At 70.0% G+C, this 24,633-nt stretch carries 22 protein-coding genes; 12 read left to right on the top strand and 10 right to left on the bottom strand.

The genetic code is table 11. The annotated features are described in order from the left end of the window. The first annotated feature begins 130 nt into the window (after positions 1 to 130). Entirely contained in the window at positions 131 to 997 is an 867-nt protein-coding gene (locus ACQP1V_RS22035; protein WP_433411232.1) for a haloalkane dehalogenase, read from the top strand. Between the two features lie 1,023 nt (positions 998 to 2,020). On the opposite strand, the gene ACQP1V_RS22030 is transcribed toward ACQP1V_RS22035, so the two are convergent. Continuing rightward, on the bottom strand, positions 2,021 to 2,314 hold the full coding sequence (locus ACQP1V_RS22030; RefSeq protein ID WP_336203725.1) for a DUF1330 domain-containing protein: 294 nt from the start codon (positions 2,312 to 2,314) through the stop codon (positions 2,021 to 2,023). Between the two features lie 188 nt (positions 2,315 to 2,502). Between ACQP1V_RS22030 and ACQP1V_RS22025 the strand changes: the two genes are divergently transcribed. Continuing rightward, positions 2,503 to 3,405 carry a LysR substrate-binding domain-containing protein gene (locus ACQP1V_RS22025; RefSeq protein ID WP_433411229.1) on the top strand — a complete coding sequence of 301 codons (903 nt, stop codon included), beginning with the start codon at positions 2,503 to 2,505 and terminating at the stop codon, positions 3,403 to 3,405. 408 nt (positions 3,406 to 3,813) lie between these two features. On the opposite strand, the gene ACQP1V_RS22020 is transcribed toward ACQP1V_RS22025, so the two are convergent. The 4 genes from ACQP1V_RS22020 to ACQP1V_RS22005 form a co-directional block, all read right to left on the bottom strand. Next, positions 3,814 to 4,227, bottom strand: coding sequence for a nuclear transport factor 2 family protein (locus ACQP1V_RS22020; RefSeq protein ID WP_433411227.1), 414 nt, complete (start codon positions 4,225 to 4,227; stop codon positions 3,814 to 3,816). A 148-nt stretch (positions 4,228 to 4,375) separates the two neighbouring features. Beyond that, entirely contained in the window at positions 4,376 to 6,025 is a 1,650-nt protein-coding gene (locus ACQP1V_RS22015; RefSeq protein WP_433411225.1) for a sensor histidine kinase, read from the bottom strand. Between the two features lie 115 nt (positions 6,026 to 6,140). Next, positions 6,141 to 6,959 (bottom strand): ABC transporter permease, encoded by an 819-nt coding sequence (locus ACQP1V_RS22010; protein ID WP_433411223.1) that lies wholly within the window; start codon positions 6,957 to 6,959, stop codon positions 6,141 to 6,143. After that, the gene (locus tag ACQP1V_RS22005; protein ID WP_433411221.1) at positions 6,956 to 7,894 is read right to left on the bottom strand and encodes an ATP-binding cassette domain-containing protein; all 939 of its coding nucleotides are present in this window, start codon (positions 7,892 to 7,894) and stop codon (positions 6,956 to 6,958) included. Before ACQP1V_RS22005 ends, ACQP1V_RS22010 begins: the two co-directional genes overlap by 4 nt. Before the next feature lie 237 nt (positions 7,895 to 8,131). Between ACQP1V_RS22005 and ACQP1V_RS22000 the strand changes: the two genes are divergently transcribed. The 4 genes from ACQP1V_RS22000 (at position 8,132) to ACQP1V_RS21985 (ending at position 12,468) form a co-directional block, all read left to right on the top strand. Next, entirely contained in the window at positions 8,132 to 8,812 is a 681-nt protein-coding gene (locus ACQP1V_RS22000; RefSeq protein ID WP_433411219.1) for a response regulator, read from the top strand. Positions 8,813 to 8,927: 115 nt separating this feature from the next. Beyond that, positions 8,928 to 10,529, top strand: coding sequence for a carboxylesterase/lipase family protein (locus ACQP1V_RS21995; protein ID WP_433411217.1), 1,602 nt, complete (start codon positions 8,928 to 8,930; stop codon positions 10,527 to 10,529). A gap of 75 nt (positions 10,530 to 10,604) precedes the next feature. Beyond that, positions 10,605 to 11,465 carry a helix-turn-helix domain-containing protein gene (locus ACQP1V_RS21990; RefSeq protein ID WP_433411215.1) on the top strand — a complete coding sequence of 287 codons (861 nt, stop codon included), beginning with the start codon at positions 10,605 to 10,607 and terminating at the stop codon, positions 11,463 to 11,465. 166 nt (positions 11,466 to 11,631) lie between these two features. After that, on the top strand, positions 11,632 to 12,468 hold the full coding sequence (locus tag ACQP1V_RS21985; RefSeq protein ID WP_433411213.1) for an aminoacyl--tRNA ligase-related protein: 837 nt from the start codon (positions 11,632 to 11,634) through the stop codon (positions 12,466 to 12,468). A gap of 137 nt (positions 12,469 to 12,605) precedes the next feature. Here the strand turns inward: ACQP1V_RS21985 and ACQP1V_RS21980 are convergent, their stop codons facing one another. Beyond that, positions 12,606 to 13,484: an alpha/beta fold hydrolase gene (locus ACQP1V_RS21980; RefSeq protein WP_433411211.1), complete on the bottom strand. Its 879-nt coding sequence runs from the start codon at positions 13,482 to 13,484 to the stop codon at positions 12,606 to 12,608. 112 nt (positions 13,485 to 13,596) lie between these two features. Between ACQP1V_RS21980 and ACQP1V_RS21975 the strand changes: the two genes are divergently transcribed. The 4 genes from ACQP1V_RS21975 (at position 13,597) to ACQP1V_RS21960 (ending at position 18,047) form a co-directional block, all read left to right on the top strand. Beyond that, positions 13,597 to 15,534, top strand: a complete 1,938-nt coding sequence (locus tag ACQP1V_RS21975) for a BTAD domain-containing putative transcriptional regulator (protein ID WP_433411209.1) — start codon at positions 13,597 to 13,599, stop codon at positions 15,532 to 15,534. Between the two features lie 232 nt (positions 15,535 to 15,766). After that, positions 15,767 to 16,120, top strand: coding sequence for an ArsR/SmtB family transcription factor (locus tag ACQP1V_RS21970; protein WP_387418371.1), 354 nt, complete (start codon positions 15,767 to 15,769; stop codon positions 16,118 to 16,120). Next, the gene (locus tag ACQP1V_RS21965; protein WP_433411207.1) at positions 16,117 to 16,578 is read left to right on the top strand and encodes an SRPBCC family protein; all 462 of its coding nucleotides are present in this window, start codon (positions 16,117 to 16,119) and stop codon (positions 16,576 to 16,578) included. The genes ACQP1V_RS21970 and ACQP1V_RS21965 overlap by 4 nt, the downstream gene beginning before the upstream one ends. Further along, positions 16,578 to 18,047 (top strand): MFS transporter, encoded by a 1,470-nt coding sequence (locus tag ACQP1V_RS21960; RefSeq protein WP_433411205.1) that lies wholly within the window; start codon positions 16,578 to 16,580, stop codon positions 18,045 to 18,047. Before ACQP1V_RS21965 ends, ACQP1V_RS21960 begins: the two co-directional genes overlap by 1 nt. Before the next feature lie 45 nt (positions 18,048 to 18,092). Here ACQP1V_RS21960 and ACQP1V_RS21955 read toward each other — a convergent pair whose 3' ends face one another. From ACQP1V_RS21955 to ACQP1V_RS21940, 4 genes are all read right to left on the bottom strand, one after another. Beyond that, positions 18,093 to 19,019 carry an FAD-dependent oxidoreductase gene (locus ACQP1V_RS21955; RefSeq protein WP_433411203.1) on the bottom strand — a complete coding sequence of 309 codons (927 nt, stop codon included), beginning with the start codon at positions 19,017 to 19,019 and terminating at the stop codon, positions 18,093 to 18,095. Beyond that, entirely contained in the window at positions 19,016 to 19,246 is a 231-nt protein-coding gene (locus tag ACQP1V_RS21950; protein WP_433411201.1) for an FAD-dependent oxidoreductase, read from the bottom strand. Before ACQP1V_RS21950 ends, ACQP1V_RS21955 begins: the two co-directional genes overlap by 4 nt. 263 nt (positions 19,247 to 19,509) lie before the next feature. Beyond that, entirely contained in the window at positions 19,510 to 20,346 is an 837-nt protein-coding gene (locus tag ACQP1V_RS21945) for a phosphotransferase enzyme family protein (protein WP_433411199.1), read from the bottom strand. A 199-nt stretch (positions 20,347 to 20,545) separates the two neighbouring features. Further along, on the bottom strand, positions 20,546 to 21,067 hold the full coding sequence (locus ACQP1V_RS21940; RefSeq protein ID WP_433411197.1) for a hypothetical protein: 522 nt from the start codon (positions 21,065 to 21,067) through the stop codon (positions 20,546 to 20,548). 225 nt (positions 21,068 to 21,292) lie between these two features. Here ACQP1V_RS21940 and ACQP1V_RS21935 point away from each other — a divergent pair, with 225 nt between their 5' ends. Further along, a complete protein-coding gene (locus ACQP1V_RS21935; protein ID WP_433411195.1) occupies positions 21,293 to 23,878 on the top strand; it encodes an AAA family ATPase in 2,586 nt (861 codons plus the stop codon). 157 nt (positions 23,879 to 24,035) lie between these two features. Continuing rightward, a complete protein-coding gene (locus ACQP1V_RS21930) occupies positions 24,036 to 24,545 on the top strand; it encodes a carboxymuconolactone decarboxylase family protein (RefSeq protein ID WP_387418377.1) in 510 nt (169 codons plus the stop codon). The last annotated feature ends 88 nt before the right edge of the window (positions 24,546 to 24,633 follow it).

The raw sequence follows: 24,633 nt of genomic DNA, 5'->3' as shown, positions 1-24,633 counted from the left end.
CTCCGGGCGTGATATTAGCAGGCTGATGCTTCTGTAAGTGACGGTTGTATCGGCATTAGTTGGAATGTTGACAGTTGGAGGAGTGCGGATCTAGATTCCCGGTGCCAAACCAGCGAAGGGTCTAACGATCATGCACACTGTCGCCGTCCTCGACTCCCACCTCGCCTACACAGAGACCGGGCAGGGCGAGTCGCCCGTGGTGTTCCTGCACGGCAGCCCCACCTCGTCCTACATCTGGCGCAACGTCATCCCGCACGTCGCCGATCGCGCCAAGGTCCTGGCCCCTGATCTGATCGGGATGGGCGCCTCCGGAAAGCCCGACATCGGTTACCGCTTCGCCGACCACGCCCGCTACCTGGACGCGTGGTTCGAAGCCATGGAGCTGAAGGAGGCCGTCCTGGTCGGCCACGATTGGGGCGGCGCACTGGCCATGGACCGTGCCGCACGCCACCCCGACCAGGTGCGCGGCATCGCCGTCCTGGAGACGTTCCTGCGGCCGCAGATGTGGGCGGAGCTGCCGCAGGACGTGATCGACCATTCCAAGGCGCTGCGCACCCCCGGGCTCGGCGAGCGGCTACTGCTGGAGGAGAATGCCGCCATCGAGTTCGCCCTGCCCCACACGTTCGCCATCAAGACAGGCCTCAGCCCAGAGGACCACGACGTCTACCGCGCGCCCTACACCGACCCTGCGTCGCGCCTTCCGTTGCTCCAGTGGCCTCGCGAGATTCCCTACGACCGCGAACCGGCCGATGTGGCCGAGCGCATGGACGCCTACGGCGAATGGCTTGCCGGCAGCCCCGAGGTGCCCAAACTTCTCCTCACGGTCGAGGAGGGTGTCGGTATCGCCTCCCCCGAGATCGTGGACTGGGCCCGCCGGAACATCGCCGCCCTCGAAATCGAAGGGATCGGACCCGCCGGCCACCAGGCCCCCGAGGACCAGCCCCACGCCATCGGCCAGGCCATCGCCGGCTGGCTGAACCGCCATCACCTCATCTGAGCTGGCCCGGCGCAGCTGCAACACCACCAGCGCGACCAGCGGCTCGCCAACATCCGCCGAATCTACGGCCCGGAGAAGGAAGCGCTGGGAGTCCTGACCATCGAGATCGAACTGGTCACAGACCACCCCTCCTGGGCGCACCACCCGCATCGGAACGGCCAGTCACGACAAGACGAGCCCGCCGGGCTCCTTAACGCGACTGGCCGTTCGGTTGCTGCTCAAGCCCCGTACCCGGTGAGCTTTGCTGGAGTATTGTCCCAGGGCCGCTGCCGGCTCTGGCTACGAGCGATCGAGGTACGGCGGTGTCCTGCTGGCACCGCACACCTGCCTAAATCGGGAAGTTCCAGATAATCTCCCCGTCGGGGCCGCTGGCCCGGTGGTCGGAAGTCTGTCGCACCGGCGCGGCCCCGTGACGGGCGTGCATGAGGTGCGGCGATGGGCTCAAGCCTCGACGGCCGCATGGCCGACTTTCAGGTCGGCCAGTTCGCGCAGGCAGGGCTCACGGGGAACGGGCCTTCGCGGTAGATCTGTGGCATGGCCACCTGATCCCCGAAGCAGGGCGGCCGGCTCCAGTGCGCCATCCTGGCGCAGCCAGGCGCGCCCCTGGGCTACTTCAACAACAGAAGAACCGCAGATCGAAACCCCTCGAAAGAGGTCTTGACCTGCGGTTCTTCAAACTGTATATCAGTACTCTGAGTAGCCCCGCCGGGGCACACGGCAGATGGATGCAGGATGCGCCCCTGGTCATCGAAGCCTTGTGTTCGCTGGACCGATCTGTCGTGTGAGAAGCGGTTCGCGGTTCGCTTCGGGCGAGGGTGAGTTTCGTCGACGAGGTCAGCGAGGCAGTCCAGCTGGCCCGGACGTCGCGTCGCTTCTTCGATCCGCCCGACAGGGATCAGGCCGTCGAGGACGTCGACGACGAACTGGGACGCGGGGCATGGCTTCGAACTCGTCTCGTGAGTCGTCGGTCAGCACCGTGTGCCTATCAGGTGACGGATGCTCAGCGATGGCTGGGCCCGCCGGTCAGTCGATGCCTTCGATGATGCGGAAGTCGCGCTCGACGCCGTCGGGGAGGGCCACCAGCGCCTTCTGGTATGCCTCGCTCTCGTATGCCGCGACGGCCTGTTCAAAGCTGTCGAACTCGATCAGAACGACGCGTTGCGTGATTCCGGCCTCGTGGGCGACGACTCGACCGCCACGGGACAGGAGGCGCCCGCCCCCAGCCTGGACAGCCGGACGGGCCAGCTTGTCGTAGGCAGTCAGCCTCTCAGGGTCGGAAATGGCGGGGTAGACACTGACCCAGTAGCCCTTAGCCATGGAAACCTCCTGTGTTCGGCCGGACACGTCCGACTTCGAATTGACACTCAGATCGATCGATCCCGGCGACGGGTACTGCGGTCAGTTGAATCGTCATATGCGCAGGTTAGGGCTTGATGTGCGGTCGAGGGAAAGACCGGTACGGGATAGACTCAGAACGGATCGTTATCAATCGGCAGGGAGGGCACGTGGCGCCGGATACGGTGAGCCTGCGGTACTTCCTGGTGCTGGCGCAGGAGTTGAACTTCACCCGCGCGGCCGCACGGATCGGTATCGCACAGCCCGCACTCAGCGCCCGGATGCGCCGATTGGAGGCGGAACTCGGTACGGCCCTGCTGGTCCGCAACACGCGCAGCGTCGTATTGACCACGGCCGGTGCGGCTTTGGCGGAGTCTGCGCCGCCCGCGCTGGCGGCGCTGGACCGGGCATGGGACACCGCCCGGAGCGCGGCGGCCGGTGAACTGGGCACGCTGCGCATCGGATACAGCCTCAGCGCCGGGGCCGAGACGGCACCGGCCCTGGTGGACAGGCTGATTCGCGGCAACAGCGGACTCGAGGTCGGCGCGGTCCCGATGGCGACACCGGAGATCTCCCCCGCGGTCGCCGACGGCCGCATCGATGCCGGGATCACCCGCGGTGAACAGCCGGGCCGTGGCGTGCGCCGGTTCCTGCTGCGGCGTGAGCGCGTCGGGGTCCAGCTGGCGCAGCACCATCCGCTGGCCGAACACCCGGAGATCGAGATCGCCGACGCGGCCGCGTATCCGCTGCGACTCCCGGACCGTGCGGCCAACCCCGTGATCCACGATCAGCTGTCCGCACTGTTCCGAGACACCCGACCACACCCCCGATTCCACACGCCCGCAGTCTCTTTCGACATGTCTCAGCGCGACCTGCGCGACGGGGTCACCCTCGCCCCGGCCGGAGAAGCCGCGGTCACGGCACAACCGGCCGGTCTCACCTGGCGGCCGCTGCGAGGCGCGCCCAGCCTGACGTTCCACCTGGTCCTCCCACGCGAGCAGTCGCCGCTACACCGCCGCATCCGTGCCGTCGCCAAAACCCTGGCGTACGAGCTGCACTGGCTGCCGGACTGACGCGCAAGAGGTCAAGCGAGACGGACACCTGCGGTGGCGAGGCCGAAGACCTTGCGCCCGGCGGACTTCGCGGTGATGACGACGACGGCGGTCTTGCTGAATGTCCGACACGACCTCGTTACGCCGGCGGATCAGCATCCGATGATGGCCCCGGGTCCGGTCCGAGTCGTACACCGCGGCGACGTCCTCGCCCAGCCCGAGATCTCGGCGGATACCGCGCCTTCGCCGACGCCGAACCGGACAAGCACGGGTAACCGGCGGGAGCGCCCGCCGTCAACGGCGTCCATGACGTCGGTCAATGCTTAACGCCAACCACTGTTCCATTGCTCCCCGAGGCCGACCCAGAGGGCACGCTTGCCGGTGGTCCGTGCCACACGCTTGTGGCGTCCACAACTTCCAGGAAAGAGATCAGCTCTCGCGTGTCCAGGCGGGCGTGATCCGCACCTCGCGGATCCGCCAGCCCGCCGGTGTCCGCACTGCGGTGGAGTACTGTCGCAGGCCGCCCGTGAAGTGGGGTGCCTGGCCATCGCGGTAGTAGTACACGATCGAGTTCGCCGAGGTGGCCGCCTGGTCGCCGTCGACGTCCACCAAAAGGTCGGTGGTCGTGTGCTGGGCGTGCTGCCCCTCGACCGCACCCTGTCGCATGAAGCTGACGACCTTGTCGATGCCGCGGAGTTCGCCCCCGCGCGGAGAGTGCACCGCCACATCGTCGGCGAAGACGGTGTCTGCATCCTCCCACCGCTTCTCGTCGAGCAGACGCGCGAAGCGGGCGAACAGGTCGGCGATCTCGATACGGTCGGCGATCAGAGTATCCGTGGACATGAGCATCCCTTTCATTGGGAACTCCAACATTGGTTGCGCCAACTATACACAGATTAATTGGCTTCGCCAACGATTTGTGGCGGCGACAAGGCCGTGCTCAACGCGAGCGGTCATGGGTGGTGGCGAGGACTCAGGTCTTCTGAGCAGGTCAGCGTTGGTTCGCCCGCACAGTGTCCTTGGCCACCAGAATGTCGTCGAGCCAGCAGAGCCGGTAGAGGTCGACTTGGTCCAGCAGGTCACGGCCGGAGCGGTAGAACTCGCAGTGCGTGGCCGGCGGCCGGGGTGCGGAACGGGCGTGGTCGGGCGGATACGGAAAATCGCGGGCCGGGAGCAGCCGGGCGAGCTCGGCGCGGGACCGCCCTGTCTCCAGCTCGTCGAACCGGGACGGCGACAGCACTCCCGTCGTCAACTGCCAGGCCAGATAGACGGCGGCCGGCACGAAGAACGCTGCCGCGGTGACCGGCGCCGCAAAGGCGACGACGGAGCGGCGGCGCGCGGTGCGCCGTACCTCGGCGAGCCGTTCGGCGGACTCCGGGGTGGCGCCGAGCTCCGTGTCCCTGCCCGTGTCCCTGCCCGTCTCAGGGGCCGCTGCCCGCGTCGCAAGACGGGCCGGGGCCTGGTGGGGGAGGACGGCGGCAACACGAAACCCGCCCTGGTGCGGACCGGTCCGCAAGGAGCCGCCGAGAACCGTCACCCGCTCCCGAAGCCCCGTCAGTCCCCGGCGTCCGGCGCCCGAGGTCCGGTCTTCGTCCGCCTGCCCAGGCTCGTCAGCGGACCCGCCCGCCGATGGGGCCGCATTGACGACGGTCACGCGGGTGCGGTCGGCCTCGTGGGCGATCCCCACCCGGACCACGCCGCCCGGGGCGTGCTTCACGGCGTTGGTAAGGGCCTCCTGCACCACCCGATACATCCCGCGTTCGACCAGGGGCGACAACGCGGGCACCGATCCGTGCCGCTCCCAGCGCACCGGTACCCCGGAGGCGACCGCCCGGCCGAGAAGGTCTTCGACCGTGTCCTTGACGGGAAGGCCGCCCGAGCCCGTATCCGTCTCACGTGGTTCGTGCAGGACGGCGACGGTCTCCCGCAGCTGCTCGACGGCGTCCGCGATGGTCCCGCGCAGCTCGGCGAGGTCGGCGCGGTCGCGGCCGGTGAGGCCGGGGGAGAGCTCCAGAGCGCCGGCGCGCAGGGCGACCAGGCTCAGGACATGTCCGAGGGAGTCGTGCATGTCGGCCGCGATGTCGGCGCGTTCGGTCAGCCGGGCCCGCTCCGCGACGAGGTGCTGCCGTTCCTCCAGACTTCGGGCCAGGCGCCATCCTTCCTGTACGAGTTCGCGGCGACCGCGCCAGTGCCGTCCGGCCAGCCATGGCAGCAGGAGGGAGCCGGGCAGCATGGTCAGGGCGTAGAACCACCACACGGCCGGCACCCGCAGCACGGCGCAGGCCGCGACGTCGACGGCCAGGCAGGCGGCGAGCACCAGCAGCGGGCCCCGGGCTGCCGCGACCCGGTCACCCAGCAGACAGCTGAGCGCGGCCAGCGACAGGACGTGAGCGTTGGCGGGGGTCGCGGAGTCGGCCAGGCCCAGTGCGCACAGCCCGTTGACGAGGAACACCGCGGCCCCCGGCCGGCTGCGGGACAGCGGCACGGCCACCGCCAGGACGGCCAGCGGGAGCAGCAGGTCCACGACCGGCGAGGGCGCGCTCGCATCCTGGAACCCGTATCCGGTGGCGGCGGCGAGCACGGCCCACAGAGCCACGTCGGCGAGCACGTACCTGGCCGGGGGGATGCGCGGGCGCCGCATGGTGTGTCGCGTCCTTCCGATCGGTGTCGTCACGTGCTCGGGTCGATTCTGGAGGACGTGCCCGAGAGCCCGGCGACGTGGTGGGCGATCCGCGGAAGGCCGGGCCGGTGCGGCGTCAGGCGTCCGTACGGCGCAGCACGAACAGGCCGATCAGATGTGCCGCCGCGGCCCACGCGACCACGATCAGGATGGCCGTCGCCGACGTGTACGGGGCGTCCGCGCCGACGTGCATGAAGTGGTCGCCCGCTCCGTGCGGCAGATGGTCGTTGACGGCCGTGAACGTGTCGCCGCCGAGCCCAAGGAGCACGCTCGGCAGTGCCCACAGCAGCGTGATGAGGATCGACAGCGCGCCGGCCGGGTGCCGCGTGGCGAAGGCCACGCCGACGGTGAGCACGGCGACGAGCGCCTGGTAGGCCCCGACGGCAAGGATCTGCTGGACGGTCGTGCCGATGTCGAGCGAGGCCCGTCCGTCGAACGCGCCCCAGGCCACGGCCGTGCCCACCAGGGCGAACGCGGTGCCGGAGAGGAACGCGACCACGGCTGTCACCAGTGCCTTCGCCGCGTGGACCCGATGCCGCCGCGGCACCCACAACAGCGTGGCCCGTACGCTCCCCGTCGAGTACTCGGAGGTCACCGCCACCGTGGCCAGGATGACGACGGCGAACTGGGAGATGACGGCGGAGGCGGCTGCCGCGTTCCCGACGGGCTGGACCGGATGGTCGTTGATGCGGGCGATCGAGGCGTAGTAGAAGGTGAACACCCCCGTGATCGCGAGGCCCGCCAGGAGACAGAGGTAGGCGGCGCGGACGGACCACAGTTTGGTCCACTCGGAGGCGACCGCCCCGGCGAAGCCGCCGGGCGTGCGCCGGCCCGGGGCGTCGGGCGCGGTCCGAGGCGAAGCCGCCTGCCCGCCGTGCGTCGTGGTCGTGGTCACTGTCGGCCCCTTTCTGCGGTGCCGCCCGTCGCGTACTCGACGCTTCGCGCGGTCAGGTCCATGTACGCCTGCTCCAGCGACACCCGGATGTCGCTCAGGCCGTGCAGCCGTACGCCGCAGTGGTGGGCGAGGTCGCCCACCTCGGCGGCGGTGCTGCCCTCGACGGTGAGCTCGCTGTCCGCCGACGTCTCGACGCTTACGCCGTCGATCGCCATCAGGCGGCGGACCAGTGTCGCCCGCTGCTCCGGGTCGGGCACCGAGGCGCGCGCCGACGCGGGTGATGCGGCGGCCAGGAAGTCCGTCATGGAGGTGTCGCTCAGCAGGCGCCCCCGCCCGATGATGGCGAGGTGGTCGGCGGTCAGCTGCATCTCGCTCATCAGGTGGCTGGAGAGGAACACGGTGCGCCCCTCCGCCGCCTGGTCACGCACGAGCCGGCGGATCCACCGCACGCCGTCCGGGTCGAGGCCGTTCACGGGCTCGTCCAAAATCAGCACGGGCGGGTCGCCGAGGAGGGCGCCTGCCACTCCGAGCCGCCCGCTCATGCCCAGCGAGTACGTTCCGGCCGGCCGGCGGGCCGCCTTGGTCAGACCCACCGTCTCCAGCACCTCGTCCACCCGCCGTACCGGGATGCCGTTGGCCCGGGCCTGGGCGACGAGGTGTGTGCGGCCGGAGCGGGCCGGGTGAACGGCCCGGGCGTCCAGCATCGCCCCGACCGCCCGCAGTGGCCGGCGCAGGTCTGCGTAGGGCCGGCCGGCGATCAAGGCCCGCCCGCGCGTGGGGTGGTCGAGCCCCAGGATCATGCGCATCGTGGTGGACTTCCCGGCCCCGTTTGGGCCGAGGAAGCCGGTTACGCGGCCGGTCTGGATGTCGAAGGTCAGGTCGTCCACGGCGAGGGTGCCGCCGTAGCGTTTCGTCAGTCCTCGGAGGCTGATCACGGAGTTCCTTTGTCGTCGGTCGCGAAGCTCGGCGCACGGGTCGCGGAGCGCAGTGCACGGGAACGCGGAAGGCCGCCGCGCTTCCCGTACGGCAGCGACGCTAGGGGTCGGCACAGCCGTCGCCCATTGGTCGAACGGCAGCGGTGCCCTGCCTTTCGTCGGGGGTGCGCCCCGACCCGGGAGGGATCTCCGGGGCTCACGCCGCGCACGGCGGCGCGCCGACCATAGGCTCGCCGGGTGGAAGAGACGACACCGAGCGGCCGGCCGGTCCGGGTCCTGGTGGCCGACGACGAGGCGATGGTCCGGGCCGGGGTACGCGCCATCCTGGCCCGGGACCCGAACGTCGAAGTGGTCGCCGAGGCGGGCGACGGGCACGAGGCCATCGCGCTCGCCCGCCGGCACCGGCCGGACGTGGTCCTGCTGGACATCCAGATGCCCGGCCTCGACGGGCTGACGGCCGTGGCACGGTTCCACCGGGAGCTGACCACGGTCGGTGTGATCATGCTGACGACCTTCGGCCAGGACGAGTACATCACCCGAGCACTTGAAGAAGGCGCCGACGGCTTCCTGCTGAAGGCGGACGACCCGAGGGAACTTCTCAACGGCGTACGGGCGGTCGGCGCCGGCGGGGCCTACCTGTCTCCGCGGGTCGCCGGCCGGGTCATCGCCGGGATGCGCGCGCACCGGTCCGCACACCCGCACCGTTCACTGGACCGGCTGACGGAGCGGGAGCGCGACGTGCTGGCCGGACTCGGCGCGGGGCTGTCCAACGCGGAGATCGCGAGCCGACTGCATCTGGCCGAGGGCACGGTGAAAGCACACGTCAGCGCCGTACTCACGAAGCTGGGCGCGCGCAACCGAGTGGAGGCGGCCATCGCCGCGCATGAGGCGGGCCTGATCCCGCCGCGCCGCGGCTGACCCGGTGCCCCTCGCCGGATCGAGGAAAGAGCGACACCAACTGTGGCAGGCCGGGTCGACGGCGTCGCGTGGCCGTCGTGGACCACGCCCGCCAGGCCGCCGCCGGTGCCCGTGGGTGCTGACCACAGAGCGAAACATTTGTTCAATACACCCTGGCCCTGAGCTTGTGATGCTCGATCTCGGCACGGCTCCACGTGCGGAGGCCGCGGAGCTCCAAGCGACAGGAGAGGTGATGACCGTGGACAGCGCGCCAGAGGTTCAGGTGGCGAGCGGTCGGCTGCGGGGTCGGATGGACCAGGGAGTCGCGGCGTTCCTCGGGATCCCGTACGCCGCTCCGCCCTTCGGGGCGCGCCGCATGCGGCCTCCCGAGCCGCCCGTGCGGTGGGAGGGCGAGCGCAGCGCCACCGATTATGGGCCGACCTGCCCGAAAGGCGACTACGGTCCGGAGAGCGCGGCGCTGTTCCCGGAGGTCGTGATCCCTGGCGAGGAATGCCTCAACCTCAACGTGTGGACCCCCGATCCCCGGGGATCCGGCTTGCCGGTACTGGTCTGGATTCACGGCGGCATGTTCACCCAGGGGTCCGGATCCGTCGCCGGCTACCGCGGCACCTCCTTCGCCCGCGACGGGGTCGTGTGCGTCACGATCAATTACCGGCTCGGCGCCGAGGGCTTTCTCTACCTCGATGACGGCACCGCCAATCTGGGGTTACTGGACCAGATCGCCGCGCTCGAGTGGGTCCAGGGAAACATCGCCGCCTTCGGCGGCGATCCGGGGAGGGTGACCGTCGCCGGCCAGTCCGCCGGGGCCATGAGCATCACCACCCTTATGGCCATGCCTCGCGCCCGAGGCCTGTTCCGCCAGGCGGTCACCCAAAGCGGGGCTGCCGCCCAGGCACTCACGGCCGAGGCTGCCCTGGGCTTCGCCGCAAGGCTGGCTGAATCGCTCGGGGTTGCCCCGACACGTGAGGCTTTCAGCGAGGTGCCGGCCGAACAGCTCGCGCGGGCGGCGTCCGCCCTCGTCAAGGAGGTCCAGACCGCCTCGGATCCGGCCGAGTGGGCAAGCCTCCCCTTCGCCCCGGTCGTAGACGGCGACACCCTCCCCGACCACCCGCTCGACGCGCTGAGAAAGGGCGCCGGCAGCGGCGTGCGGCTCCTGGCCGGGTGGAACCGGGACGACATCCGGATCGGCCTCGTCCCCACCGGCATGATCGACATCGTCGACGAGCCCGCCCTCTCTGCGATCGCGGGCGCCCTCGGAGCGCCCGGCGGGACGGTCGAGCGCTATCGGGCAGCCCGGCCGGGAGCGAGCAACGGGGATCTGCTCGCTGCCGTGACCACCGACCGCTTCGTTCGGGTTCCGGCGATCCGGGTCGCCGAGGCGCATCTCGAAGCCGGCGGGGCCGACACCTGGATGTACCGCTTCGACCACGAGTCGCCGAGCTTCGCCGGCCGCCTCAGGGCCGCCCACGCGGTGGAGGTCCCGTACGTGTTCGACCTCCTCGACGAGGAGTCCAGCTACGCCCTCATCGGCGACGAACCACCACAGGTCGTCGCCGACACGGCCCATGGCGCCTGGGTCCGCTTCGTCGCCGACGGCGACCCGGGCTGGCCCCGATACAACCTGGCCGACCGGTCCACGGCGTTGATCGACGAGGGGATCACCGTGGTCGACGACCCCGACGGTGCCGAGCGCGAGGTGTGGGCCGGCCGACGCTGATCGGGAGTTGCCATTCGGTGCCGACCGTGTGACTCAACGGTGGCGATCCATTTGACGAAGGCGCAAGGTGGTGTCATGGGGCGAGATCAGAACCAGCACCGAAGCGCCGATGTGCCTCAATGGGAGATCACGGTCCCGTCGCGTCCTGGCCGGCTGCCCGGGGTCATGATGGCAGGGTTCAGCGATCGGGCGAACGAGTTCCTCGACGTCGCGTTCCTCCCGCACCCCGCGGTCACGGTGATCTTCGACTTCAGCGACTATCCATTCGTCGTCGAAGACGGTTGTGGTTCGCAGCAGCGAGAACGCGTCGTCGCCGGACTCGCGCCCAACAGGGCTCGAGGGCGGAGGTTGGCCAGAAGTTCCGAGTGCCTCCAGCTGCGGCTTTCGCCGATGATCGCGCGCGCCATCCTGGGTGCCTCGTGGGAGCTGGACGGGATGGTGGTCGCCCTCGATGACCTGTGGGGACGAGAGGCCGTGCGAACCCAGGAGCGATTGCGTGCCGCCGGGTCGTGGGAGGACCGATTCGCGATCGCGGAGGCGGTGCTGGCTCGGCGGGGGGACGCAGGCCGAACTGTCGACCCGGAGGTCACCTTCTCCTGGGGACAGATGATGGCCAGCCGAGGGCGGGTACGTGTCGAACGACTGGTCGCTGAGACCGGATGGAGCCGCAAGCGCCTTTGGTCGCGGTTCCGCGCCCAGGTCGGCCTCACCCCCAAGCGTGTCGCCCAGCTCATCCGCTTCGACCACGCGGCCCACCGTCTCGCCGCCGGCCACCGCGCCGCATGGGTAGCAGCAGAGAGCGGCTACGCCGACCAGTCCCACCTTCATAGAGACGTCATGGCCTTCGCCGGGATGACGCCGACCGCGGTCGCGGCCTCGCCGTTTCTGGCGATCGACGATGTCGCGTGGCCCCCGAAGCGCGCATCTGGCAGGTGACGTGAGCGAGCCCGACGGCTGGCGCCGATGCCCGTCGCGCTGCTCGGGGGTTGAGGAACCTCCACGTCAGATCGTGCGCCAAGCCCTCGCGGCCTCCATTGACCCTATGACCTGGGCTGCTCGTAGACGTTCGTGCGGCACCACATCAACATGCTCGGCCGGTGGCGTGCTCGGCGGACTGACCCGTGTGCGGGCCATCCAGCTCAACGACGCGCACATCTTCTGCACCCTGGACCAGGTCGCCGAGGAGGCCCAGGCGGCGCTGAAGATGATCCGCCGGGCGTACGAGGCGCTCGGCATCACCCCGACCCGCTACCGGCTCTCCCTCCCGGGTCCTGGCGGCAAGTACGTCGCCGCACCCGAGAAGTGGCAACGGTCCACCGCCCTGCTGACCGACGTCCTCGACCGCTCCGGTCTGCCCTACGAGGCAGCCGAGGGAGAGGCCGCGTTCTACGGCCCCAAGATCGACGTTCAGGTCGCCGACGGCGCCGGCCGGGAGTCCACCCTGTCCACCGTCCAGGTGGACTTCCACCAGCCCGAGCAGTTCGACCTGCATTACATCGGCGCGGACGGCGCCAAGCACCGCCCGGTCATGGTCCACCGCAGCATCATCGGCAGTGTGGAACGTGCGGTCGCCCATCTCATCGAACAGCACGGCGGCGCCTTCCCCGCCTGGCTCGCCCCCACTCAGCTGGTCATTCTCCCGATCTCCGACACCGAACTGCCGAACGCCGCAGCCCTCGCCCAACGCTGCACCCGCCTCGGACTGCGTGCCGAGATCGCGGGACCGGAACGCGGCAGCCTGGGAGCCCGTATCCGAGAGGCCCGCCTGGTTCCCTACCAAGCCGTCATCGGCGCCAAGGAGGCCGCTGACGATCACGTCGCACTGCGCTTGCGTGACGGACGCCGACTCGACCCGCAGCCAATTAGTGACGTGCTCACCCACATCAGCGCTCTCATCGGGGCCAACAGCACCGACCTGTGGGCCGACGCCACCTCATAGCAGGCGTCGCGATCAGCGCCTGCTGTCGCCCGGGGCGAGGACACTGGTGATCTCCGCGCGTCACCAGCCTGCCTGGGCAGTACACCTAGGGCTCGCCGACCGACCGTGGGCCAGTCGGCGAGTCGAGAACAGGAGGCTCAGCGGGCCAGCAGGCCCTGGATCGCCGCCGCGATCTCGTCGGGTGCCTCCTCGGCCATGAAGTGCCCCGCTCGGGTCAGCCGGTGGTCCAGGTCCGGCGCCCACGCCTTCCACACCCCGGCAGCGTCGTAGCCCAGTTGCGCGCCCCAGTCCTGCTGGACGACCGTCACGGGCATGGCCAGCTGCGACCCGGCGTCCAGGTCCGCTTGGTCGTGCATGACGTCGATCCCCGCCGAGGCCCGGTAGTCCGCGACGATCGACGTCACCGCCGCGGCGCTCGCCCGCAGATATTCGGCACGCACCTCCTCCGGCATGGCGGTCGGGTCGTTGGCCCAGGCGTCGAGGAACGAGCCGAAGAACGCGTCCGCACTGCCTGCGATCATCGCTTCCGGCAGGCCCGGCGGCTGCGCCATCAGGAAAAGGTGGTAGCCGACCGCCGCCGAGGCGCCATGCAGGACGTTCCACATGTCGAGCGTCGGCACGATGTCGAGGATGCCCAGGTGCGTGATGGTCTCAGGGTGGTCCAACCCCGCCCGGAAGGCGACATGGGCGCCTCGGTCGTGGCCGACGAGGGCAAAGCGCTCGTGGCCGAGCGCCGCCGCCAGGGTCACGACGTCGGCGGCCATGGTGCGCTTGGCGTACACATCGGGGTCGGTGGCGGCCGGCTTGTCGCTGGCGCCGTAGCCCCGCAGGTCAGGACAGATCACCGTGTGCTCGTCGGCGAGCCGCGCGGCGACGTGTCGCCACATCAGGTGGGTCTGGGGGAATCCGTGCAACAGCACGACCGGGCTTCCGCTGCCGCTGACAGCGGCAGTCAGCTCCACACCGTCTGCACCGGGCAGGCGGATGTGGTCGAAGCCGGGAATGGTGAGCGTCATGAGGGACCACCCTTTCGGGTCGGGGACTTGACCGGATCAGCTTGGGCGACGGCGATCAGCAGCCGATCAGTACGGTTGGGCGCAGTCGGCCCCTGGCACGGAGGATGGGGGCATGCGAATCGACGTGCTCGGTGCCGTGCGGGCCTTCCGCGACGACGGCAGCGCGGTTGACCTGGGCGGACCCCGCCATCGTGAGGTACTCGCCCGGCTCGTCGCCGCCGAGGGACGGATGGTCACCACCGACACCCTTGTCGACGACCTGTGGGCCGATCCGCCGGCCCGCGCCGTGGGCGCTTTGCGGACGTTCGTCGCCGCGCTGCGCCGCGCCCTCGAACCCGACCGGCCGCCCCGCAGTCCGCCGCGCGTAATCATCACCGAAGGTCCCGGCTACGCGCTGCGCCTGCCGCGCGAGGACGTGGACGTCCATCGGTTCCAGGACACCCTGGCCCGAGCCCGGCGCAACCCCGACGCGGTGACCGATCTCGGCACGGCACTCGCGGCCTGGCGCGGACCCGCCTACGCCGATGTGCCCGGCTCCCCATGGGCGCAGCGCGAGCGGACCCGGCTGGAGGAACTGAGGTTGGAGGGGGTGGAACTGCGCGCCCGCATCCTCCTCGACTCCGGGGAAGGGGCCGATCTCGTCGCCGAACTGGGTGCTCACGTCGCCGAACATCCGTGGCGCGAGCCGGCCTGGGGGCTCCTTGCCCGCGCGCTACACCGCGCGGGCCGCCAGGCCGACGCGCTGGCCACCCTCCGCCGCGCCCGCACGATGCTCGTTGATCAACTCGGACTGGACCCCGGTGCCGACCTTCAGCGCTTGGAGATGGACATCCTCACCGGATCCGCGTCCCTCGAAGGCGCACGTACCGCGTGGACCGGCCCCGGTGCCCGGCTCGGCCCGCGCACCACCGTGGATCTGGCCCGCACCCTCGCACTGGCGGGTGGCGACGCCCTCGTCCACTCGCGGCGCGACCGCCTCGCCGCCATCCAGGCGGCGGAACGCACGGGAGACCTCTCCCTGACCGCCCGGATCATCGGCGCCTACGACGTGCCCGCCATCTGGAGCCGGGCCGACGACCCCGAGCAGTCCCGCGCCGTCGTCGTGGCTGCCGAGCGCACGCTCACCGCGCTCGGCCCCGACGGCCCCGCCGACCTGTCCGCCCGCCTCCTGGCCACGATCGCCGTCGAGAGCCGCAGCGCCGATCTATCCGGGATCGAGCTGAGGCGCGCACAGCAGGCGGCACTGCGGGCCGAGGCGCTGGCACGGGACCTGGCCGATCCCGCCCTGCTGGTCTTCGCCCTCAACGGGGTGTTCCTGCAGTCCTTCACCCGCCCCGGGCTCGCGGCGGTACGGGACAGGATCGGCGCCGAGATCCTCGACCTGGCCACCCGGCACGAGCTGCCGAACTTCGCCGTACTCGCCCGACTCGTCCGCCTGCAAGCCGCCTCGGCCCTCGGCGACCTCGACGCCGCAACCTCGCACGCCGAGGCCGCCGAACAGCTCGCCGCCATCACCGAGGCGCCCCTCGTCTCCGTCCTCACCGGGTGGTTCAGGGCCCGGGCCACGGCCGCCCGCAGCACCGAACCCGGCGGACCGACCGCCGCCACGGCAGCAGCGCACTACCGCGCTGCCGAAAACGCACTCCGGACGGCCGGAATGCCGGGGCTGCACCGCGGCCTGTTCCCGCTCGCCCTACTGGGGCTGCGCCTGCTGCACGACCGGCCCGCGCCCACTGACCCCCACCTCGACTGGGGCCCGTACCGGCCTTGGGCACGGCCCCTCGTGTTGCTCGCCCAGGACCGGGGCGAGGAGGCCCGTACCGCCCTCGCCGCGGTGCCCGAACCACCGCGTGACCACATGCAGGAGGCCATGTGGTGCCTGACCGCCCGCGCCGCCGTACGCCTCGGCGAGCGCGGAATCGCCGCACACGCTGAGGCCGCCCTGCGCGATGCCTGCGCAGAACACGCCGGCGCCGCCAGCGGAATGCTGACCCTCGGCCCGGTGGCGCGCTACCTGGCAGAGGCGAAGGCATGCGCCGGAGCGGGGTAAGCGAAAGCAATCCGCGAACCCCGAACCCGCCCGCGCTCGCCCATAGCCCCGGCGGGATCAGGTCGCCATGACGTTCAGGGGCATCCGTCGCCGACACCGGGCGGTCGGCGACGGTCTCGACGCCACGCGTGGTGATCCCGGATGAGGCGTATGCGAGGAACCGGCATGCCCTCGGCGAGAAAGGTTAACCAAGTGCTTGACTATTTGCGGTCGGCACTAAATAGTTAGGCACATGCTTAACCAAGCTGGTTCGTTGGACCGGGTGTTCCAAGCGCTGGCGGACACAACTCGCCGGGAGATCGTTGCGCGGTTGATCCGCGGGCCTGCCTCGGTCAGTGAGCTGGCCCGGCCGCTCGCCATGTCGCTGCCGGCGGTGATGCAGCACCTACAAGTACTGGAGGCGTGCGGACTGGTCCGGTCCGAGAAAGCCGGAAGGGTACGCACCTGCCACATCGAGCCGGGTGTGCTGCGAATGGCCGAGGACTGGATCACCGCGCAGCGCACTGCCTGGGAACACCGCCTCGATCGCCTCGGCGACTACCTGACCGAACACCGCGACAGCCCAGATCAAGGGAGCACACAATGACCGATCACGTGGTCACGCATGCCACGTTCACCCTCGAACGCCTCTACGCGGCCTCACCGGCCACAGTGTTCGCCGCATGGGCCGACCCCGAAGCAAAGGCCCGCTGGTTCGCCGGCCCCGACGCCGAGCACGAGCTTGATTTCCGCGTCGGTGGGCGGGAGGTCAACCGCGGCCGCTCCGACGGTGGCGCAGTGCTGACGTTCGAGTCCTGGTACCGCGACATCGTCCAGGACGAGCGGATCGTCTACACCTCCACTCTGTCCGAGGGGCAAGACCTTGCGACAGTGTCGCTGACGACGGTGCAGTTCTGCCCCGAGGGTGGTGGCACCCGGCTGCTACTCACCGAGCAGGGCACCTTCCTCGATGGCCGCGAAGAACCACGCTGGCGGGAGCAGGGCACCGGCAAGTGGCTTGACGCGCTCGCCGCCGAACTGCTGCGAAGCATCAAGCAACAGTGATGACCACGAGCGACCCTTCGCAGAATCGACGTTGGCGGGTGCTGGCGCTGCTGGGCACGGCGTTCTTCATGACCATTCTGGACGGCACCAGCCTGCTCACCGCTCTGCCCGCGATCGAACACCACCTTCGCCTGCACGGCCCTGCCATCCAATGGACCGTGACGGCCTACGCGCTGGCCTTCAGCGGACTGCTGTTGTTATGCGGCCGCGCTGCGGATCTGCTGGGCCGTCGGCGGGTGTTCATCGCCGGGATGGTGCTGCGGGTCCTGGCCTCGCTGGCGTGCGGGCTCGCCCCATCCATCCAGACGCTGGTGGCCGCCCGTGCACTCCAGGGCGTCTCGGCCGCGATCATCGCTCCGGCCGCGTTGTCGATGGTCATGAACACCTTTCCCGAAGGGGCCGCCCGGAACAAGGCGCTCGGCATCTGGGGCGGACTCGGCGGGTTCGGCGCCACAGCCGGTCTACTACTGGGCGGCATCATCACCGACATCCTCGGATGGCAGTGGGTGTTCTGGATCAACGTCCCGGTCGGGACTCTCGTGCTGGTACTCGCCCCCGCCCTGCTGCGCGAAAGCCGGGACCGAGCACGCTCCCGTTCCTTCGATATCCCTGGTGCACTGACCATCGCCCCAGCACTCGTCCTGCTCGTATACGTGATCACCCGGGTGCCGACATCCGGGTGGGCGAACGGACAGACCATCGGGCTACTGGCCGCCGTGGCCGTACTGGTCTGGATGTTCATCCTGATCGAGAAGCGATCGGTGGCCCCGCTCGTTCCCTTCCGGGCGCTGCGCTCGCGCATGCTGATCGGCGGCAACCTCCTCCTGCTCATCGCCGGCATGACCGTCGACGGCATGCTCGTCACCCTCACCTCTTTCGTGCAGCAGGTGCTCGGCTGGTCGGCGGCGCAGTTCGGGCTGGCGACCGCGATGATGACCGTCACCGCGGTCGCAGGCGCCCTGCTGAGCCAACGAGTCGTGACCAGGATCGGCCTGCGGCGGGTAGCTGCCGCCGGGATCGTCCTGCTCGGTTGTGGCTGCCTGCTGCTCACCCGCATACCGGCCAGCGGCGCGATGAGTCTTCTGCCGGCCGCCCTGTTCTTGTTCGGGGCGGGAATGGGCGCCGCCACGGTATGCGCACAGATCGCCGCGCTGACCGGCGTCACCGAAAATGACTCAGGCATGGCCGCCGGCCTCGCCGACACCTCCTTTGCCGTCGGCACCGCCCTCGGCACTGCCATCTGCACCAGCGTCGCTGCCGCCTACACATCCGCGATCGGTGGTCAGGCACCGCTACCGCTCGCACTCACCACCGGGCAGCATGCCGCATTTGGGGCAGCCGGCGTCTTCGCCGCACTGGCCTTGATCACCGCGTTGACGCTCCTCCGCAAGCGATCCGGCCTATCTCGCAATGTGTCGGCAGACGCAAGCGAGAACGTATCCACCAGGGCGCCGTCGACCTCACCTTGATCTACAGGGCACACCCTGCCGCGCTCCTAGCTGATTCCTGTTCTCCTAGGTCGTCGCCAGGCCAGCCTGCTTGGCTGCGGCGGCCACAGCTTCGAAGCCGTATCGGAGCATCTCCGACTCATAAGCGTGTACGGCCTCAACCAGCGGCAGCCCGCGGTCGCGCGCCTCGGTGAGCCGGCGGGTGAGCAACGCGGCGTCGCGCAGGGCCACCGCAGCGCCGATCCCGGCTGGCACCATGCAGTGGATGGCGTCGCCGACCAGCGTCACCGGGCCGCTCGGCCACGGCTCCACCGGCTGCGACGTCCGCATGGACGCAGTACGGACCGTCGCCGGGTCCACTCGCCGAATGATCTCCCCGAGTTGGGGATGCCAATCGGCGACGCGCTCCTGGACGGCGTCTCGCAATCCGGCGCCGTCCAGCCCCGACACGTCGTCGGGCGTGCCGAGCACCCACATGACGTAGTCGCGGGTGTCGGTGAACTCCAGGCCCAGCCCGAGTTCAGCGGCGGCGGCGCGCGGGTCGCGCCGGAATCGGTGCCCGGCCAGCGGCATGAACCGTCCGCCGGAGCCGACGATCGTGGAGAAGCCATCCAGGGACTCGGCCGGGGTGATCGCCGCCACCTCGTCGGTCAACGGGGTCTTGCCGAAGATCAGCCGTACGCCGAGATCCACGACCCGGGCGTCCGGGAGGAACTGGTGCCGGACCCGCGACATTGACCCGTCGGCGGCGACCAGCAGGTCAGCCTCCTGTACGGCGCCGTCGGCGAAGTGCGCCTCGACCCGGCCGCCGGGAAGGTACGCGAAGTGGGTGAACGCGGCCCCGAACCGGGTCACCTCCTCGAGTTCGGCCAGCAGGATCGTGCGCAAAGTGAGCCGGTCCACGCTGATGTGGCTGTCGGGGGTCGGCTCGGCCGCCGGGTCGCCGACCGGGAACCGGTTGATGACGGTGAGATCGTCGGCGAGGATCGTCACGCCCGAACCGGGCACCCCGTGGTGGCCAGCACCAGGCGGTGAAGGTGTTCGGGCAGGCAGTCGTGGAGTGCGCGGTTACCCTCCGGCGCGATGTGGATGCGGTAGCCCTGCCCCTTGGCCGGCGCCGAATCGCGCTCGTGCAACGTCACCTGGAATCCGGCCCGTCGCAGCCCGTGGGCCAGGCACGGTCCCGCCAGACCGCCTCCGATGATCGCGACATTACTCATCTTTGGAGTTAAGTCCAGATATATCGCGTACCCCGCGGCTGCCGCCCCTCAATCGAGGCCCCACCAAGATGGGACGGCACGCGGACGCCTCGGGTCCGGTGGGATTGCCTCATCTTCAACGAGGCACATAGACACGCCCGCGGTCGCACACGATCGTCGTCGGGGACGATCATCGGCTTCGCTGCCGCGTTCTCCAGCCGCACCGCCTTCGACCGACCGCACTGCCACGCCCGCACCTCACCAACGCCATGATCAATGGACGGTCACCAGTGGGCGATCCCGGCTGTGATGGCCGGGCCCTCCTGCTGTATCCACGCCTCGGCACGAGGCAGCCGATCCTTCGCCCCCTCGTCCCAGAAACGCCGGAACACCGGATCTCTTTCGGCTGCGGCGCGCATGTTGACGTGGAAACGGCCGATCATCGTGGTGGCCGTGGGGACCAGGACGCGGCGCTGCTCCGACGTCATGCCGTAGGCGTCAGCGAACACCGCGACGCGGTGCGGGATGTCAAGGTCGCGGAAGGCGGGCGCCCGGTCCTCGGGATGCATCAGCGGCGCCCAGTAGTAGAGGGCATTGGCAAGGTCGTCGACCCGTGTGGTGGGCTTGGCCAGGTCGAAGTCGATGAGCGCCGCGGGCAGGCCGTCGCGGAAGACGACGTTGCCGGGACAGTAGTCGCGGTGACTCACCAGCATCGGCTCACCGTCCGGGGTCGAGTTCCGGATCCGCATCCCGGGGATCCCGCCCCAGACGGCGTCCTCGGGTGCGACCCAGCCCTCGGCGACGTCGTGCAGCCGCCGGATGAGCTGCGCCAGTGCGACCAGCACCTCCTCCCTCGCTGTCTCCGGCGGGAGTGGTTCACGGGGAACGTCACCGGGGATGAAGGACAACACCTCGCGGCCCCGCTCGTCGAGCCCGAGAGGAACGGGCGCCTCGGAGAATCCTGCGGCGTGCAGGTGCGCCAGGTAAGCCTGGATCGTCAGAGTGAAGGGCCGGACCGGGCGGCGCACGGTGTCCCCGACCCGCACGATGCCTTGGGTGACGCCGTCACCGATTAGCGGTTCCTCATCGGACTGGTCGATGCCACGGCTCGGGTCGGTCACGGGCGCTCCACTGGTGTTGGTTCCACGGTGTCCAGGTTTAGCGGATGGGTCGCGCTCTGGCGATCTGCGCCGGTTCGTAGCGGATCCGAACGCGTCTCCGCGCTGAGTCTCCTGAGACAGGACGATGGCACACCGGACAGCCGCCCCACTCACTTTCACTGATACGGCAACTGTAGATCGTTAGGTGCTGCGGCAGAGGTCACGTGGTCGAAGCCGCCGTGACCTCGTTCCACCGCCGATGACAGGTCGCTGCCCGATATTGATGGCGACGCCGCCACAGGGACGAGCGCAGGGCATGCTCGGGATCGATGTCTTGCCGAGGACGGGGAAGCGTGAATCGGCGAAGGAGTTTCACCAGCTCACGGCAGCTCACCGGGACGAGCTCGACCTTCCTGGTCTCGGCAGTACCGCCGCGTTCGAGGGTGATCGTGACGGCCAGCAGCGCATACGCGATCATGCTGATCAGGCTCCACCGATGCCAGGAGGTCCAGCCGGTGACCTGTCCCTGGTCCAGCCCGGTCAGGCCCTTGGCTGCTTGGAAGTCCTCCTCGATCCGCCACCTGCGGCACACCACGCTCACCAGCTCCTGCAGCGGACGGGGTGTGGCAGACCAGCACCGATAGAACGACAGGGTGCCGGTGTAGCGGTGGCGGCGCACCAACAGGGTGCTCTGCCCGGCCTGGTGTCCGTCAGGGGTGTCGTCGGCGAGCACATCGATCATCGCCCAGTCGTAGTGACGGTCGCCCTTGGTGCCGCTACCGGTCCGCAGCCGCTGCCAGGACCGGCCGGGTAGGCGTTTGACCAGGTCGGTGACGGTGAACGTTCCTGCCGCAGGACAGGAAGGAAGGTCGGCAGTTCGACCCTGCCCCTGACCACACTTCTCTGAAGAGCTCAGACGCCCTGAGCCGATCACGGCCGGGGCGGTTTTGACTTTACTATCGTGCGCATGGAGCTGTGGGAGCGTTCCGGGACGCTGGATCTCCTCGGCGATCTTCTGCGTGAGAGCGCCCGCGGCGGTCGCGTGGCGGTGGTGGCCGGCGAGGCCGGGATCGGCAAGTCCGTGCTCGTGACCGAGTTCGTCCGGCGATGCGGGCCGGCGGCATGGGTGCTCTGGGGCGGCTGCGACCGGTTGATCACCCCACGGGCCCTTGGTCCCCTCCACGACATCGGCCGCCAGACCAGAGGTGTCCTGGCCAAGCGGCTGAACGCCGGTGCCGCGCAGGAGGAGCTCTTCACGGCGTTTCTGGACGAGATCTCCGGCCCGCTGCAGCGCCCGCGCCCGGTCGTTGTCGTGGAGGACGCCCACTGGGCTGACGAGGCCACACTCGACTGGCTGATCTGGTCGGGCCGGCGGATCGGCCGGATGCCGGTCCTGTTCGTGGTGACCTACCGTGACGATGAGGTGGGTGCCGAGCACCCGCTGCGGGGCGCCCTTGCGACCCTGCCCGGCGCGATCACGCGACGCGTGTCGCTGTCGCCGCTGTCGCGGGAGTGCGTGGCGGATCAGGCATACCGGACCGGGCGGGATCCGGAGCTGGTCTACCGGTTGTCCGGCGGCAACCCGTTGCTGGTGACCGAACTGTTGAAGGCGGAGGGGCGGGCGGTGCCGGCCACAGTGCAGGACCTTGTCCTGGACCGGCTGCGGCTGTTGCCGCGGCCCGCCAAGGAGCTGGCCCACCTGGTGTCGGTGATCCCGACTCGCACCGACGCCGCCGTCGTGGCGGGAGTGCCGGACCTGGTCGACATGTGCGTCAACGCCGGGGTACTCATGCCGTCCGGTGACGGCGTGTCGTACCGTCACGAGTTGCTGCGGAGCGCGGTGGAGGACGCGCTGTCGCCCGCGCGCCGCGCCGCGCTGCACCGGCGGGTGCTGGGCGTGCTGGCCGAGGTCCCCGGGGTCGACCCGGGCCGCTTGGTCCACCACGCTATGCAAGCGGGGGACGAGGCCGCGGTCCTGCGGTACGGACAGGTGGCGGGGGCCGGCGCTGCCCGGCAAGGCGCCCATCGAGAGGCGACAGCACACTATCGGTCAGCGGCCGTGTACGCGGACCGGCTACCGGCCCAGCAGCAGGCCGAGCTGCTGGAGGCCTACGCGTTCCAGGCGTACCTGGCCGGGCTGGCCGAGGAGGGATTGCAGGCCCGGTGGGCGGCGCTGGCCGTACGGGAGAATCTGCGGCAACCCGAACAGGTCGGTGAGAACCTGCGCTGGATCTCTCGGTTGGCCTGGTGGGCGGGGAACGCGGGGCAGGCCTGGGAGGCGGCCGCGCGGGCGATCACAGTCCTCGAGACCGAGCTGCCGGGCCGGCAACTGGCCATGGCCTACAGCAACCGGTCCCAGTTGCACATGCTTGCGGGCGATCGGGAGGCGGCGGTCTCGTGGGGAGAGCGGGCGCGAACCCTGGCCGTTCGGCTGGAGGATGTGGAGACCTCCGTCCACGCTGAGATCAACGTGAGCACCGCCCGGCTCACGGGCGGTGACGAAACCGCGGTCGCGGCGCTGCGGGAGGTGCACGAGCGCGCCTCAACCCTCGGGCTGGCCGATCACGCCGCCCGGGCACTCGTCAATCTGGCGACCTCGCTGGTGCAACTGGCCGAGTATGAAGCTGCCGCTCCGGCGGTCGAACACGCGCTGGCGTACGCCACTCAACAGGACCTCGACGGCTACGTCCAGTACCTGCTCGGGGTACGAGCGGGGGTGCGGCTGGTGCGGTGTGACTGGGCCGGCGCTCTGGCCGATGCGGACGCGGCACTGGATCGGCCGGTTCGAGCCGGGGTCGCCGTGGTTCCCGCGCTGCTGGCGCGGGGCCGGATTCAGGCGGCCCGTGGCGAACGCGAGGCGCGGGTCACGCTCGATGAGGCCGCCCGCCAGGCCGACCGCACCGGTGAGGTGCAGCGGGTCTGCCCGGTGGCGGCGGCCCGCTCGGAGTACTTCCTGCTGTACGGCGATGCCAAGCGTGCCGCCGAGGAGGCCCGGCGCGGCCTGGACCTGGCCGTCAGGGCGAACCATTCGGTTTACATCGGGGAGCTGGCCTACCGGTTGTGGCGGGCCGGGGATGCCGGGTTGCCCGGTGCGGGGGCCCAGCCGTACCAGATGATGATCGACGAAGATTGGGCCGGCGCGGCTGCGGAGTGGGCGCGGCGCGGGGCCGCGTATATGCGCGTCGAGGCACTGGCGGGCGGTGATCAGAGCACTGCGGCCGAAGCCTTGCGGGTCCTGGACGAGCTGGGGGCCACGCGGGTGGCGGAGCGGTTGCGTGCGGAGCTGAGAAGGCGCGGTTTCACTCAGGTGCCGCGTGGCCCTCGCCGGACAACGGCCGCCAACCCCGGCGGCCTTACGCTGCGCCAGGCAGAGGTGCTCGCACTGCTGGCCGAAGGGCTGTCCAATGCCGAGATAGCCGGGCACCTGTCGTTGTCGGTCAAAACCGTCGACCACCACGTTTCCGCAGTGCTGGACAAGCTCGGTGTGGCCAACCGGGGCCAGGCGGTTGCTGCGGCGCACCGGCTGAACCTGGTCCGGCCGCCCGCAAAATAGGGAATTCTCCCCAGTCGCGGATCGTCGCGAGGACCTACCGTTCTGCGCTGAGATGGCGTCCCAAGGGGGAGACATGAGTTACCTCAGCACACCTAGCGAATCACCCCTTTACGAAGCTGAGCGGCCCGCTCGGGGATACGTGCCCAACTATCTGAGGGTGCTGGCGCTGCGGCCTGAGGTCTATCACGCATGGCTGCGGCTCGGGGAGGTGGTCAGGGCCGGTATGGATCCGCGTCGGTACGAACTGGTCACCCTGACGGCCGCCCGCCGCCTCGGTTCCACGTACTGCGGTCTCGCGCACGCGGCCGCGCTGCTTGAGCGGTTCTACGATGACGTGGCCCTGCGGGCGATCATGGCGGACCATCACGATGCGGGGCTGGCGCCGGCGGATGTGGCGGCCATGGACTTCGCGGACCGCGTCGCCGCCGATCCCGCCGGCGTGACTGAGGGGGACATCGCGGTCCTGCGCGGGCACGGCCTGGCCGATGACGACATCTTCCAGATCGTCCTCGCCGTCTGTCTGCGCCGGTTCTTCAGCGGCCTCCTGTCCGCGGTCGGCGCCGTCCCGGATCCGGTCTTCCGCGAGCTGCCCCCAGGCGTCCGGACGGCCGTCGGGGCAACCGATGAGGCCTTTGCACGCCAGCGGGGCGACGCAGGTGGCTCGTAGTTCAATCCGCTCCGGATGTCTCGATGACTTCCACCAACTGTCTCCGGCGCCGAGCGGGCAGGTTCGCCGACGGCGTGGTGGACCGTTA

The organism is Microtetraspora malaysiensis, assembly GCF_050947145.1.
GTDB lineage: Bacteria > Actinomycetota > Actinomycetes > Streptosporangiales > Streptosporangiaceae > Microtetraspora_A > Microtetraspora_A malaysiensis.
This window is presented reverse-complemented; position numbering and strand designations above follow the sequence as displayed.

Bases quoted from the DNA above. Each gene is read 5' to 3' on its own strand.
- ACQP1V_RS21975 (WP_433411209.1), top strand. From the start codon at position 13,597: ATGCGAATCGACGTGCTCGGTGCCGTGCGGGCCTTCCGCGACGACGGC.
- ACQP1V_RS22015 (WP_433411225.1), bottom strand. From the start codon at position 6,025: ATGCGGCGCCCGCGCATCCCCCCGGCCAGGTACGTGCTCGCCGACGTG.
- ACQP1V_RS22035 (WP_433411232.1), top strand. From the start codon at position 131: ATGCACACTGTCGCCGTCCTCGACTCCCACCTCGCCTACACAGAGACC.
- ACQP1V_RS22020 (WP_433411227.1), bottom strand. From the start codon at position 4,227: ATGTCCACGGATACTCTGATCGCCGACCGTATCGAGATCGCCGACCTG.
- ACQP1V_RS21965 (WP_433411207.1), top strand. From the start codon at position 16,117: ATGACCGATCACGTGGTCACGCATGCCACGTTCACCCTCGAACGCCTC.
- ACQP1V_RS22030 (WP_336203725.1), bottom strand. From the start codon at position 2,314: ATGGCTAAGGGCTACTGGGTCAGTGTCTACCCCGCCATTTCCGACCCT.
- ACQP1V_RS21940 (WP_433411197.1), bottom strand. From the start codon at position 21,067: ATGATCGATGTGCTCGCCGACGACACCCCTGACGGACACCAGGCCGGG.
- ACQP1V_RS21980 (WP_433411211.1), bottom strand. From the start codon at position 13,484: ATGACGCTCACCATTCCCGGCTTCGACCACATCCGCCTGCCCGGTGCA.
- ACQP1V_RS21950 (WP_433411201.1), bottom strand. From the start codon at position 19,246: ATGAGTAATGTCGCGATCATCGGAGGCGGTCTGGCGGGACCGTGCCTG.
- ACQP1V_RS21960 (WP_433411205.1), top strand. From the start codon at position 16,578: ATGACCACGAGCGACCCTTCGCAGAATCGACGTTGGCGGGTGCTGGCG.
- ACQP1V_RS21970 (WP_387418371.1), top strand. From the start codon at position 15,767: ATGCTTAACCAAGCTGGTTCGTTGGACCGGGTGTTCCAAGCGCTGGCG.
- ACQP1V_RS21990 (WP_433411215.1), top strand. From the start codon at position 10,605: ATGGGGCGAGATCAGAACCAGCACCGAAGCGCCGATGTGCCTCAATGG.
- ACQP1V_RS21935 (WP_433411195.1), top strand. From the start codon at position 21,293: ATGGAGCTGTGGGAGCGTTCCGGGACGCTGGATCTCCTCGGCGATCTT.